Here is a 13967-nt window from a genome sequence, read left to right as displayed (position 1 = left end):
CAGGGTGCGCGATTATGCCTGATGCCGGGTCGCCTGCCAGGGCGGCGTCAGCCCTGGGCCTGCTCCAGGGCCACGCCGGCACCGGTGAGCCCGGAATAGGGCGCGGTCACCAGCCACACCGGGATGCCCTTGAAGTAATCGCTCATGCAACCCTTGTCGGCAAAGCTCTTGGCAAAGCCGCTGTGGATGAAGAAATCGGCAAAGCGCGGAATCACCCCACCGACGATGTACACCCCGCCACGCCCCCCAGTGGTCAGCACGTTGTTGCCCGCCACCCGGCCCAGCCAGCAGCTGAACTGCTCCAGCACTTCCCGGGCGATCGGGTCGCCGGCCAGGCCGGCCGCGGTGATGGCCTCCGGAGTCTCGAGCCGCGGCTCATGGCCGTCCACCGCGCAGATCGCCCGATACACCCGGGGCAGGCCGCCACCGCTGAGGGCGGTCTCGGCGCTGACATGGCCGATCTCGTCGTGAATGTGCTGCCAGAGCTGGGTTTCCCGCGCACTGCTCAAGGGCAGGTCGACATGCCCACCCTCCCCCGGCAAGGCCATGTAACGACCGTCGCCGAAGTTCAGCAGGGTGCCCACCCCGAGGCCCGTGCCCGGGCCGATCACCACAGCCGGGCGCAAGGGCTCGGCAACGCCTTCGCAGACCACGCGAAATTCATCCGGCTGCAGGCGGGTCATGCCCAGGGCCATGGCCGAGAAGTCGTTGACCAACAGCAGTTGGTCCACCTGCAAAGCCTGGCAGAAAGCCTGGCGGCTCAGGCGCCAGTGGTTGTTGGTGAAACGAAACTCATCGCCGCTGACCGGGCCGGCCACCGACAGGCACACCGAACCTATGGCCCCCAGGGCCAGCCCCTGGTCCTGCAGGTAGGCCTTGATGGCGTCTTCCGGGCAGCTGTAGTCCGCGGTGGCGTGGACTTCGATCGCCTCCAGTTGTTGGTCTTTCCACAACGCGAAGCGCGCGTTGGTGCCACCGATATCACCGACCAGGGCCAGTTTCACTTAAGCGTCTCCAGGGCAGAGGTAAAGGCGCTGGCGCCCTGCTCTGCCGAGCTGAAGGCCATGCGCATGAAGGCGAAGAGTTCGCGGCCGGTGCCAACGTTGTTGCCCAGCAGGCCCTTGGCCGGCTCCCGGGCGGCGAATTCTGCGGCGTCTACCTTAAGCTCCAGGGTGCCCTTGACGCCATCCACGCGGATGATATCGCCGTCCAGCACCCGGGCCAGCGCGCCACCCACCTGGGCTTCGGGGCTGACATGGATCGCTGCCGGAATCTTGCCCGAAGCGCCGGACATGCGCCCGTCGGTGACCAGCGCCACCTTGAAGCCACGGTCCTGCAACACACCGAGGAACGGGGTCATCTTGTGCAGCTCGGGCATGCCGTTGGAGCGCGGGCCCTGGAAACGCATCACCGCGACGAAGTCCTTCTCCAGCAGGCCGGCCTTGAACGCATCGGCCAGGTCCTGCTGGTCCTGGAACACCACGGCCGGGGCCTCGACGATCTGGTGCTCCGGGGCCACGGCGGAAACCTTCATCACGCCGCGACCGAGATTGCCTTCCATGACCCGCAAGCCACCCTCCGCAGAGAACGCCCGGGCCACCGGGCGCAGGATGTTTTCGTCCAGGCTTTCGATCGGGCCGTCGCGCCACACCAGCTTGCCGTTGTCCAGGAAGGGTTCCTGGGTATAGCGGCTCAGGCCGCGGCCGGCCACGGTATTGACGTCTTCGTGGAGCAGGCCGGCTTCCAGCAGCTCGCGGATCAGGAACGACATGCCGCCCGCCGCCTGGAAGTGGTTGATATCGGCCTTGCCGTTTGGATAGACGTGGGAAAGGGTCGGCACCACCTCGGAGAGGTCGGCCATGTCCTGCCAGGTCAGCTGGATGCCCGCCGCCTGGGCGATGGCCGGCATGTGCAGGGTGTGGTTGGTGGAGCCGCCCGTGGCGTGCAGGGCAACGATGGAGTTGACCAGCACGCGCTCGTCGACGATCTCGCCAATCGGCATGAAGGCCCCGCTCTGCCTGGTCAGGCGGGTGACCTGCTGCGCCGCCTCATGGGTCAGGGCATCGCGCAGCGGTGTATTGGGGTTGACGAAAGAGGCGCCCGGCAGGTGCAGGCCCATGACTTCCATCAGCAACTGGTTGGTGTTGGCGGTGCCGTAGAAAGTGCAGGTGCCGGGGCTGTGGTAGGACTTCATTTCCGACTCCAGCAGTTCCTCGCGGCTGGCCTTGCCTTCGGCGTAACGCTGGCGCACGTCGGCTTTCTGCTTGTTGGAAATGCCCGAGACCATGGGCCCGCCCGGAACGAAGATGGTCGGCAGGTGACCGAAGCGCAGGGCGCCCATCATCAACCCCGGGACAATCTTGTCGCAGATCCCCAGCATCAGCGCGGCATCGAACATGTTGTGAGAGAGGGCCACCGCCGTAGACAGGGCGATCACTTCACGGCTCGGCAGGCTCAGTTCCATACCGGCCTCGCCCTGGGTCACGCCATCGCACATGGCCGGGGTGCCGCCGGCGAACTGGCCCACCGAGCCGATCTCGCGCAGGGCGCGCTTGATCTGCTCGGGGAACACCTCGTAAGGCTGGTGCGCCGACAACATGTCGTTATATGACGAAACAATTGCCACGTTGGCCGCATTCATCATCCGCAGGTTGTGCTTGTCGTCGGTGCCGCAACCGGCCACGCCGTGGGCGAAGTTCGCACATTGCAGCTTGCCCCGCTGCGGGCCGTCGCTGGCGGCATCGCGGATCAGCGCGAGATAGGCCTGGCGAGTGGCGCGACTACGGGCGATAAGCCGTTCGGTGACCTCAAGAACGCGGGGATGCATGTGTAGAACTCCAGGCTAACGGATGTGGCGACCTGTTTGTCTATGCTGATCAGACGCGCCACCGCTCAGGGACAGCGGAGGATGTTTCTGACCATTTGGACCAGTTGATTCAGGTCACTCGTTGTAGATAAGACAAAATATTGCCACTAAAAAGGCTTGTTTTCTATTTCTATGCGAATAATCTTGTAATTCCAACAACAAATTCAACGACAGGCGTTTGCACATGACTCTTCGAATCGCAATCAATGGTTTTGGCCGTATCGGCCGTAACGTCCTGCGCGCACTTTATACCCAAGGCTATCGCCAGGATCTGCAGATCGTCGCTATCAACGATCTCGGAGACAGCGCTATCAATGCCCACCTGCTGAAATACGATACCGTGCACGGCACTTTCGACGCCCAAGTCGAACACGATCAGGAAAGCCTCACCGTGAATGGCGACCGGATTGCCGTCAGCGCCATCCGCAACCCGGCCGAACTGCCCTGGGCCGCGGAGAAGATCGACGTGGTGTTCGAATGCACCGGCCTGTTCACCGACCGCGCCAAGGCTGCCGCCCATCTGACCGCCGGTGCCCGCAAGGTCATCATCTCGGCCCCGGCCAAGGGCGCCGACGCCACCGTGGTCTACGGGGTCAACCACGACATCCTGCGCCAGTCGCACCAGATCATCTCCAACGCCTCGTGCACCACCAACTGCCTGGCGCCAGTGGCCCAGGTACTGCACCGCGAGCTGGGCATCGACAACGGCCTGATGACCACCATCCACGCCTACACCAACGACCAGAACCTCACCGACGTCTACCACAGCGACCCCTATCGCGCCCGTTCGGCCACCCAGAACATGATCCCGAGCAAGACCGGCGCTGCCGAAGCGGTGGGCCTGGTGCTGCCGGAGCTGGCTGGCAAGCTGACCGGCATGGCCGTGCGAGTACCGGTGATCAACGTGTCTCTGGTGGACCTGACGGTGACCCTCAAGCGTGACACCACCGCCGAAGAGGTCAATGCGTTGCTCAAGAGCGCCAGCCAGCACTCGACGATCCTCGGCTACAACACCCTGCCGCTGGTCTCCAGCGACTTCAACCACAATCCGCTGTCGTCGATCTTCGACGCCAACCACACCAAGGTCAGCGGTGGCCGGTTGCTCAAGGTGCTGGCCTGGTACGACAACGAGTGGGGTTTCTCCAACCGCATGCTGGATAACTGCCTGGCCCTGTGCAACGCGGAATAAAACGGATATTCGTCGATGATCGGTATCAGTTTCACCCACAAGACCATGGCCGCGCGCAAGCGCATCGCCCTGGTCGCCCATGACCACTGCAAGGCGTTTCTGCTGGAGTGGGCCGGGCGGCAAAAGGCGCGCCTGGCCGAGCACGAGCTGGTTGCCACCGGCACCACCGGCCTGTTGCTGAACAAGCACCTGGGGCTGCCGGTGGAAAGCATGATCAGCGGCCCCCTGGGCGGCGATCAGCAACTGGGGGCGCAGATTGCCGAGCAACGGGTCGACCTGCTGGTGTTCTTCTGGGACCCCTTCGAACCCCAGCCCCATGATCCGGACATCAAGGCCCTGTTGCGGGTAGCGGCGGTATGGAACATTCCGGTGGCCTGCAACGAGTGCAGCGCCGACTACCTGCTCAGCAGCCCGCTGATGAACCAGGCCCATGAGCACCGGATTCCCGACTATCAGGCCTACCTGGCCGGCCGAGGATAATTCACGCAAGGCTTGACCATTGACGTAGATGACAATCATTATCATCTGCTGAAAAAATGGATCAGGCCTTGCTGTGAGTCAATCGCACTTCAACCACGTCTTCCTCACCCAACGCATTTCTCTGCTGCGAACGCTGGAGCGGATGGTCAACAACCACAGCACCGCCGAAGACCTGCTGCAGGAAACCTACCTGCGCGTGACCCGGGCCCTGAGCGAGCGGCCGATCACGCACCTTGAACCCTTTGTCTTCCAGACCGCGCGCAACCTCGCCCTGGATCACCTGCGGGCCCGGCGCATCCAGGGCCGCACCCTGCTCGAAGACGTACCGCCGGAGGTGGTGGAGAATGTCGCCGCGCCCGTCAGCAGTGCCGAAGACGCGGCCCACGCCGAGCAGATGCTGGAACGCCTGAACCTCAGCCTCGGCCAGCTCAGCCCGCGCCAGCAGCAGATCTTCATCCTCAGCCGCCTGCACGGCCACAGTTACCAGGAGATCGCCGACGAGCTCGGGGTTTCACTGAGCACGGTGCAAAAGGAATTGAAACTGATCATGGCCATCTGCATCGGCGTCGCCGAACGTCTCGACGGCCAGTGAGTCTCAACCGCTGAGCAGAATGACTGCGGCAGCCCCGAGCCTTTGTTAACCTTGGCCGGCTTTCGCTCTCTCTTGAAAAAACAGCCGCGCACAGACGCAGCCGAGGAACACCCGTGACGGATTTTCACAGCGCCGAGCCGCCCACCCCTGCCGGCCCGCACTCAAGCACCCTGGCCATGGATCAGGCACTGGATTGGCTGATCGAGCTGGAACATCCGAACGAGGAACAAGTGCGCCAGTTTCATCAGTGGCTGGCGGCTTCACCGCTCAACGCCCAGGCCTTCGAAAAGGCCCAGGCGATCTGGAATGGCCCGCAAGTGGCGCAATGCGCCCTGACCCTGGCAGCGCCACCGAAAGTCTCGCGCTTGGCGCGCCTGCGCCCCCACTGGAAACCCCTGGCCACCGCCGCGGTGCTGCTGCTCGGATTATTCAGCTTCAGCAACCTGCCGCTGCGCCTGCAGGCCGACCACCTGACCCAGGTCGGCGAGCGCCAGCGCCTGCAGCTCGAAGACGGTTCCAAGGTGCTGCTCAACACCAACTCGGCCTTTTCCAGCGACATTAACGATCACCAGCGCGTGGCCCGGCTGTACCAGGGCGAAGCCTTCTTCGAGATCCCCGGCAATCGCGGCCTGCCCCTGGAACTGGACGCCGGCCCGGTCAAGGCCAGCGTGCGCGACACCACCTTTGCCGTGCGCTACCTGGACGGCGTGGCACAAGTCCAGGTGCAGCGCGGTGACATCGACCTGCGCGCCACCCACGCCGACCAGCGCCTGCGCCTGCGCGCCGGGGAAAGCGTGCGGGTCGGGCCCCAGGGCTTCGACCAGCCGGCCAGGCTCGACGCCGACAAGGATCTGGCCTGGGTCCAGGGCCGCCTGGTGTTCGAGAACTGCCCCCTGAGCCAGGTCCTGGCCGAACTGCGGCGCTATTACCCGGGCTGGATCGTCAACAACAACGAACACCTGGCAAAGGTCGCGGTAACCGGCAACTACCGCCTGGATCAGCCTCTGGACGTGGTGCGTTCCCTGGCCCACATCACTTCGGCACGGCTTTCCGAGTTCCCGGCACTAGTAATTCTCAACTGAGAACAATTATTTTTACGCGATCTCTAAGGGTCGTACGTCTCGTTATAGCCAATGCAACTGATTCGCATTTTGAATGTGTATCTGCACCTATAAAAGTTTCGTGCGACCCGGAGCGCTCTCGATGTCCCCTCGCCTCAACAGCCGATCCCCTGTTCCCTGTGCCCGCCTGCAAAACTGCACCTTGTCGCTGCTGACCGCAGCCATCCTGCTGGCCGGCGCCCACGCTGCCCCCGTGATGGCCGCCGATGCCCCGGCATCCTCCAGCCAGCGCATGGGCAACTACAACTTCGCTATCGCCCAGCAGCCGCTGGTATCGGCGCTCAACGCCTTTACTGCGGTCACCGGTTGGCAAGTGGGTCTGCCGGCGGAGCTGGGCAGCGGGGTGTCCTCCCCGGGCGTGCGCGGTTCGCTGCCACCGGAAAAGGCCCTGGATCGGCTGCTCAGCGGCACCAACCTGAGCTACCGCAAGCTGGGCAACAACAACATCGTTCTGGAAAAACGCAGCGCAGCCAATGTGGTGAACCTGCAGCAGGTGACCATCAGCGCCACCCGTCAGGAGCAGGACATCAACTCGGTGCCCAGCACCGTGAGCGTGCACACCCGGGAAGAACTCGACCGCCAGAACGTCAACAACATCCGCGAACTGACCCGTTATGAACCAGGCGTCTCGGTGGGTGGCGCGGGCCTGCGTGGCGGCGGTATCAGTGGCTACAACATCCGCGGCATCGATGGCGACCGGATCCTGACCCAGGTCGATGGCGTAGAAGTGCCCAGCAGCTTCTTCAACGGGCCCTACGCTGAAACCCAGCGCAACTACGTCGACCCGGAAATCATCAAGCGCGTGGAAATCCTCCGCGGCCCGGCTTCGGCGCTGTATGGCAGCAATGCCATCGGCGGCGCTGTGAGTTATTTCACCCTGGACCCGGATGACATCATCAAGCCAGGCCAGGATCTGGGCGCCCGCCTGAAAAGCGGCTACAGCTCCTCCGACAACAGCTGGCTGACCTCCGGCACTTTCGCCGGGCGCAGCGGCGAATTCGACGGCTTGCTGCACCTGAGCCAACGCAATGGCCGCGAAACCGAATCCTACGGCAGCACCGGCGGCACCGGCCTGAACCGTACCGAAGCCAACCCGGAAACCGTGCGCACCACCAGCGTGCTGGCCAAGCTGGGCTGGGACTACAACGACGATTCGCGCCTGGGCCTCACCTACGAGAAGTACAAGGACGACCGCGACAGCAACCAGCGCAGTGTGGTCGGCGGCCTGTTCTTCAACGGCACCGGCAGCAACCTGTACCGCGCCCGCACCGCCAACGACACCATCACCCGCGAGCGTTTCGGCCTGGAACACAGCTTTGCCCTCGACAGCGTCCTGGCGGACAAGATCAAGTGGAGCCTGAACTACCAGATCGCCAAGACCGACCAGCATGCCGACGAGATCTATCAGTCCGGGCGCCGTGTGGCGCGTACCCGCGACACCCTGTACCAGGAAAAGCAATGGGTCTTCGATGCACAACTGGACAAGGCATTCACCCTGGCCGATACCGAGCACTTGCTGACCTACGGCACCAACATCAAGCAACAGAAAGTGACCGGCTACCGTTATGGCACCGCCACCTGCCTGAACGTGGCCACCAACTGCTCGGCCATTGGAGCCCCCAGCGCATCCCGGGGAGACAGCATCCCCAAATCCAGCGACTTCCCGGACCCGACCATCAACACCTATGGCCTGTTCGTCCAGGACCAGATCCAGTGGAACGACTGGACCTTCCTGCCCAGCCTGCGCTACGACTACACCCAGCTCAAACCTCACGTGACCGACGAGTTCGTCAACACCATCGCCGCCGCCGGAGGCAAGGCCTCGGAAATCAATGCCAGCGAAAAGACCTGGCATCGCCTGTCGCCCAAGTTCGGCCTGACCTACGCGCTGACCGAGCAATACACCTGGTACGGCCAGTACGCCGAAGGCTTCCGCACACCGACTGCCAAGGCGCTGTTCGGACGCTTCGAGAACCCGGGTGCCGGCTATTCGGTCACCCCCAACCCGGACCTGAAGCCGGAGAAGAGCAAGAGCTGGGAAACCGGCCTGCGCGGCAACTTCGAGCACGGCAACTTCGATGTGGCGGTGTTCTATAACAAGTACAGCGATTTCATCAACGAAGATGCCATCGCTCCCGGCTACAACCAGATCAAGTTCCAGACCGCCAACATCAAGCACGCCACCATCAAGGGTGCCGAAGCCAAGGGCCGCCTGAACCTGGACGCCCTGGGTGCTCCACAGGGCCTCTACACCCTGGGCTCGGTGGCGTACGCCTACGGTCGCAATGCCGACAACGGTGAACCGATCAATAGCGTGAACCCGCTCAAGGCGGTGTTTGGCCTGGGCTACGACCAGGATAACTACGGCACCTTGCTCAGCTGGACCCTGGTCAAGCGCAAGGATCGGGTCGATGACACTGCGTTCAAAGCCCCGGACGGCCTGACCACCAGCAGCCAGTTCAAGACCCCCGGCTTCGGCATTCTCGACCTCACCGGGTTCTACAAGGTTACCGACGACGTCACTGTCAACGCCGGCCTGTACAACCTGACCGACAAGAAATACTGGAACTGGGACGACGTGCGCGGCTATGACGGCGTCGGCGAGGCCGGCATGCTCAACCCCGCCAACCTCGACCGCCTGACCCAGCCCGGCCGCAACTTCTCGGTCAACCTGGTGTGGGATATCTGACGCCTGGACACCTCACTGCCCTTTTTCATCCAGGGCAGTGAGGATTTTTTACTGTGTCGCGTCTTCTTGTTCGTCTAGTCACTAAGTGCCTCTCATTCTCAAGGACATCTGCATGACCTCCCAGGATTCCTCCCAGCGTCACCACCTGCGCTCCCAACGCCTGAACCAGATCACCCACGAGCCGCATTCCAAGCTCGACGCCCTGGTCAAGGCCCATGCGCCCTTCGAAACCCAGGGTGCATTCGCCCGTTTCGTGGTGGCCCAGTACCTGTTCCAGTCGGAACTGGTGGACCTGTACAACGATGCCGGACTGAACAAGATCGTCCCGGACCTGGCCGAGCGCTGCCGCGCCGAAGCTGCCAAGGCTGACCTGGCCGACCTGGAAACCGAGGTTCCTGCGCCAGTGGCCGGTGCCGTCAGCAACCCGAGCCAGGCCGAAGCCCTGGGCTGGATCTTCGTCTCCGAAGGCTCCAAGCTGGGTGCCGCGTTCCTGATCAAGCGCGCCGTGGGTCTGGGCCTGAGCGAAACCTTTGGTGCCCGTCACCTGGGCGAACCGGCCGGCGGCCGCGCCGAAGGCTGGAAAACCTTCACCCGCATCCTCGACGGCCTGGAGTTCACCGCCGAAGAAGAAGCCGCGGCGGAAAAAGGCGCCCTGGATGCCTTCAACCGCTTCACCGTGTTGCTGGAACAGGCTTACTCCGGCGCCGCACAACCGGCCTGACCCGCGTAGTTGCGGGCAGGTGGCGCGCCAAGGCGTGCCCCTGCCCGCAGCGGTATTTTGTCGGCCGGCGGCATTCGCGGATTGAGCCGTACGACGCGTTACCTCATCATCGAAACCATGACCCCCACTCGCCCCTCCTCGTCGAAGATTTCCCGCCTGCTGTTTGGCGCGCTGGCCTATGTCAGCCTGGTCATCGGCCTGATCGCCATCGTCGTGCCCGGCCTGCCAACCACCGAGTTCATCCTGCTGGCTGCCTGGGCCGCCACCAAGAGCTCGCCACGGCTAAGCGCCTGGATGGAGAACCATCGCCTGTTCGGGCCTATCCTCTGCAACTGGCGCAACGGCCGGATCGTCAGCCGCAAGGCCAAGGTCAGCGCCACGGTCAGCATGCTGCTGTGTGCCGGATTGATGCTGACCCTGCTCAACCATCACTGGACGATGTATGCCGCCATTGCCGGCATGACCCTGGGCAACCTGTGGATCTGGTCACGCCCAGAAGCCCTGCAGCAGGCCTCCTGACCTGCGCCCGCTGGCAGCTATGCCCTTGCCCCTGAGGCCATATATGTCAAGGACATGACCGTTCGTCGGCAGCCCCTCACGCAAAGGCCGTCCGAGCCGATGTTCCGGGCATAGCGCTGAATGGACTTGGCGACCGGAGTCATCCGATTCCGTGCTTTCCATCCGTCCTTTCGCGAGATCGCCCCCCATGTTCGACTCTCTCTCCATTCGCCTGAAAATAGTGCTGTTGTCCGGACTGTGCCTGTTGGGCGTAGTGGCGCTGATCGTCGGCATGAACCTGTACCAGAGCCAGCAGAACAACCAACTGGTCAACACCTCCAGCACGCGGATGCTCACCGCCGGGGTCGAAGAGTTGTTGCAGGCCAAGGCCGCCGACCAGGCAGTACGGGTGCAGAAGACCTTCGGTGAAAGCAACCTGGTGATCACCGCCCTGGCGGACCAGGTACGCGACCTGCGTGACATGGCGAGCAAGCGCGGCCTGGAAGCTGCGGCACTGCGCGAAGAGCTCAACCACAGCCTGAAGACCGCCTTCGAGCGCAATCCCAAAGTGCTCGGCATCTGGCTGGCCTACGAACCCAACGCCCTGGATGGCAAGGACAGCGAATTTCTCAATGACGCAGCCCGTGCTTCCAACGAACGCGGGCGCTTCGCCACCTACTGGAGCCGATCCGGGGGCCAGCAGTTGAACACCGTGATGGTGGAAGACGACCTGACCAAGACCACCCTCAACCTCAGCGGCACCCCCTACAACGTCTGGTACACCTGCCCCCGCGACAGCCGCCGTACCTGCCTGCTGGACCCCTACGCCGACACCATCGGCGAGGACAAGAAACAGGTGCTGATGACCACCATCTCCCAGCCCTTGCTGGTGGACGGCAAGGTCATTGGGGTGATTGGCGTCGACATCGCCCTGGACTCCCTGCAGGCCGCGGCCGGCGAGTCCCAGCGCTTTCTGTTCAACGGTGCCGGGCACATGATGATCGTCGCCGGCAGCGGCTTGCTGGCGGCCGTGGGCGCCGATGCCAGCCAGGTCGGCAAGAACATCAACGAAACCCTCGGCGCCCAGGGCAAGGATATCCTCGCGCTGCTCGCCGGCAACCAGAACAAGGTCCTGCAACAGGGTGAACTGATCCGCGCGGTCTACCCCTTCAGCCCGATTGCCGATGCCAAGCCCTGGGGCGTCACCATCGACCTGCCGCAACAAGTACTGCTGGCAGACTCGGTAAAACTGCAAGGCCTGCTGGATGAGGCCCAGACCAGCGGCACGGTGAAAACCGTACTGGTGGCCGTCGGCGCCGGCCTGCTGGGCCTGCTGCTGATCTGGCTCAGCGCCTCGGGCGTGACCCGCCCGATCAACAGCGTGGCGCAGATGCTCAAGGCCATCGCCAGCGGCGACGGCGACCTGACCCAGCGCCTGGACTACAGCAAGAAAGACGAACTCGGCGAACTGGTGGGCTGGTTCAACCGCTTCCTCGACAAGCTGCAACCGACCATCGCCCAGATCAAGCAGAGCATCACCGAAGCCCGGGGCACCGCCGACCAGTCTTCGGAAATCGCCCGCCAGACCAGTGAAGGCATGCAGGTGCAGTTCCGCGAAATCGATCAAGTGGCCACCGCCTCCAACGAAATGAGCGCCACTGCCCACGATGTTGCCAACAGTGCCTCCAATGCCGCCCAGGCCGCCCGTGGCGCAGACCAGTCGGCCAAGGAAGGCATGACCATCATCGAGCGCAGCACCCGGGACATCAGCCTGCTGGCCGACGAGGTGAGCAAGGCGGTGGGGGAAGTCGAAGCCCTGGCGGTGAGCAGCGAACAGATAGGGTCGGTGCTGGAAGTGATCCGCAGTATTGCCGAGCAGACCAACCTGCTGGCCCTCAACGCCGCCATCGAAGCGGCTCGCGCCGGGGAAAGCGGTCGCGGTTTCGCCGTGGTGGCCGATGAAGTGCGCAACCTGGCCAAGCGCACCCAGGACTCGGTGGAGGAAATCCGCGTGGTGATCGAACGCATCCAGAGTGGCACCCGGGATGTGGTGACCACCATGCACGCCAGCCAGAGCCAGGCGCAGAACAATGCCGGGCAGATCCAGCAGGCAGTCCAGGCCCTGGGCAAGATCAGCGACGCGGTCACTGTGATCAGCGACATGAACCTGCAGATCGCCAGCGCTGCCGAGCAGCAGAGCGCGGTGGCCGAAGAGGTCAACCGCAACGTCTCGGCGATTCGCACCGTGACCGAAACCCTCACCGAACAGGCCAGTGAGTCGGCCCAGGTCAGCAGCCAGCTCAATGCCCTGGCCACCCAACAAATGAAACTCATGGATCAGTTCCGCGTGTAAGCGCTGCTCCGGCGCCAGCCGCGGCCGATGACCAGGGGTGATCGACAGCCGCGGCAGTTTCAGGGTGCAATGCCCTCCCCTGATCCGCGGAGTGGGCCATGACCGAGTTACTCGCATCCATCCAGGCCGCGCTGGGCCTGGCGTCATCAAGCAGCCGGCAAACCGGCCAGGGCGCCCTGCCCTCGGCCTTCGCCGTGACCGACCTGGCTAGCGCCAGCATTGCCGCTACCGGGCAGGCAGTCGCTGAACTCCTGTACAGCCAGACCGGACGCCTGCCAGAGGTCAGCGTCGACCGGCGCCTGGCCTCGTTCTGGTTCGCCAGCTCGATCCGCCCGCAGGGCTGGAGCCTGCCATCCCCCTGGGACCCGATTGCCGGCGACTACGCCAGCCGCGACGGCTGGATTCGCCTGCACACCAACGCACCTCACCACCGGGCCGCCGCCGAACGGGTGCTGGGAGCGGTAACCGAACGTTCGGCCATGGCCGCCCAGGTGGCCACCTGGAACGCCCTGGAACTGGAGCAGGCGATAGTCGACCAGGGCGGTTGTGCCGCGCAGATGCGCAGCTGGGCGCAGTGGCAGGCCCACCCCCAGGGCCAGGCGGTAAACAGCGAACCCCTGGTGCACTGGCTGCCCCAGGCCGATCAGCGGCACAAGGCCTGGAGCGGTCGCGTCGACCGGCCCCTGGCCGGGCTCAAGGTACTGGACCTGACCCGGGTCCTGGCTGGACCGGTGGCCAGCCGCCTGCTGGCGGGGCTCGGGGCCGAGGTGTTGCGCATCGATCCGCCACACTGGAACGAGCCGGCCCTGGAGCCGGAGGTGACCCTGGGCAAACACTGCGCGCGCCTCGATCTGCACGACCTTGAGCAGCGTGCCCTGTTCGAAGGCCTGCTGGCGCAGGCCGACCTGCTTCTGCATGGCTACCGCGCCGATGCCCTGGAACACCTGGGTTATGACGCCCAGGCACGCCAGAAAATCGCTCCGGGGCTGATCGAAGTCAGCCTCAATGCCTACGGCTGGAGCGGCCCCTGGCGCAACCGCCGGGGCTTCGACAGCCTGGTGCAGATGAGCTGCGGCATCGCCGAAGCCGGCATGGCCTGGAAAGCCGCGGACAGGCCTGTACCACTGCCGGTCCAAGCCCTGGATCACGCCACCGGTTACCTGATGGCAGCCAGCGCCCTGCGGGCACTGACCCGGTCCCTGAGCGGCGACCAGGGCGCATCGGCGCGCCTGTCCCTGGCCCGCACCGCCCAGTTGCTGGTTGATCATTCCCCGTCAGCGACCGCCGAAATTCCACCGCGCGCCGAAGACCACGAGGATCAGGGGCTGGTGCTGGAACAGACCCCTTGGGGGCCGGCGCGGCGCCTGCGGGTGCCGTTGCACATCAATGGAACGCCGGTGCAGTGGAGTTGCCCGGCCACCGCCCTGGGCGCCCATCGCCCCAGATGGTGGTGAAGGC

At 64.2% G+C, this 13967-nt stretch carries 11 protein-coding genes and 1 pseudogene; 10 read left to right on the top strand and 2 right to left on the bottom strand.

All coding sequences use genetic code 11. The features are described from left to right. Positions 1 to 47 precede the first annotated feature (47 nt). Positions 48 to 1004 carry a glucokinase gene (locus AC1RL5_RS21625; RefSeq protein ID WP_093407486.1) on the bottom strand — a complete coding sequence of 319 codons (957 nt, stop codon included), beginning with the start codon at positions 1002 to 1004 and terminating at the stop codon, positions 48 to 50. Continuing rightward, the gene (gene edd, locus AC1RL5_RS21620) at positions 1001 to 2827 is read right to left on the bottom strand and encodes a phosphogluconate dehydratase (RefSeq protein ID WP_072450791.1); all 1827 of its coding nucleotides are present in this window, start codon (positions 2825 to 2827) and stop codon (positions 1001 to 1003) included. The genes AC1RL5_RS21625 and edd overlap by 4 nt, the downstream gene beginning before the upstream one ends. Before the next feature lie 223 nt (positions 2828 to 3050). Here edd and gap point away from each other — a divergent pair, with 223 nt between their 5' ends. The 10 genes and pseudogenes from gap (at position 3051) to AC1RL5_RS21570 (ending at position 13963) form a co-directional block, all read left to right on the top strand. Further along, positions 3051 to 4055: a type I glyceraldehyde-3-phosphate dehydrogenase gene (gene gap, locus AC1RL5_RS21615; protein WP_011062877.1), complete on the top strand. Its 1005-nt coding sequence runs from the start codon at positions 3051 to 3053 to the stop codon at positions 4053 to 4055. 15 nt (positions 4056 to 4070) lie between these two features. Next, positions 4071 to 4535: a methylglyoxal synthase gene (locus AC1RL5_RS21610; protein WP_145712348.1), complete on the top strand. Its 465-nt coding sequence runs from the start codon at positions 4071 to 4073 to the stop codon at positions 4533 to 4535. Between the two features lie 73 nt (positions 4536 to 4608). Continuing rightward, complete coding sequence (locus AC1RL5_RS21605; RefSeq protein ID WP_011062879.1) at positions 4609 to 5127, top strand: RNA polymerase sigma factor; 519 nt, start codon at positions 4609 to 4611, stop codon at positions 5125 to 5127. 113 nt (positions 5128 to 5240) lie between these two features. Beyond that, entirely contained in the window at positions 5241 to 6209 is a 969-nt protein-coding gene (locus tag AC1RL5_RS21600; RefSeq protein ID WP_072450793.1) for a FecR family protein, read from the top strand. Positions 6210 to 6330: 121 nt separating this feature from the next. Beyond that, complete coding sequence (locus AC1RL5_RS21595; protein ID WP_072450794.1) at positions 6331 to 8937, top strand: TonB-dependent receptor; 2607 nt, start codon at positions 6331 to 6333, stop codon at positions 8935 to 8937. Positions 8938 to 9049: 112 nt separating this feature from the next. Continuing rightward, entirely contained in the window at positions 9050 to 9658 is a 609-nt protein-coding gene (locus AC1RL5_RS21590; protein WP_093407482.1) for a biliverdin-producing heme oxygenase, read from the top strand. Between the two features lie 117 nt (positions 9659 to 9775). After that, positions 9776 to 10177 carry a YbaN family protein gene (locus AC1RL5_RS21585; RefSeq protein ID WP_093407477.1) on the top strand — a complete coding sequence of 134 codons (402 nt, stop codon included), beginning with the start codon at positions 9776 to 9778 and terminating at the stop codon, positions 10175 to 10177. A 187-nt stretch (positions 10178 to 10364) separates the two neighbouring features. Continuing rightward, positions 10365 to 11651, top strand: a pseudogene (locus tag AC1RL5_RS21580) (methyl-accepting chemotaxis protein); the annotation flags it as partial. A 102-nt stretch (positions 11652 to 11753) separates the two neighbouring features. Next, complete coding sequence (locus tag AC1RL5_RS21575) at positions 11754 to 12509, top strand: methyl-accepting chemotaxis protein (protein WP_370508323.1); 756 nt, start codon at positions 11754 to 11756, stop codon at positions 12507 to 12509. A gap of 98 nt (positions 12510 to 12607) precedes the next feature. Beyond that, positions 12608 to 13963: a CoA transferase gene (locus tag AC1RL5_RS21570; protein ID WP_103407127.1), complete on the top strand. Its 1356-nt coding sequence runs from the start codon at positions 12608 to 12610 to the stop codon at positions 13961 to 13963. The last annotated feature ends 4 nt before the right edge of the window (positions 13964 to 13967 follow it).

Source organism: Pseudomonas sp. GW822-FHT06D10 (genome assembly GCF_058799535.1).
The sequence above is the reverse complement of the archived record's forward strand: the minus strand, read 5'-3'. Positions and strand labels throughout refer to the sequence as shown.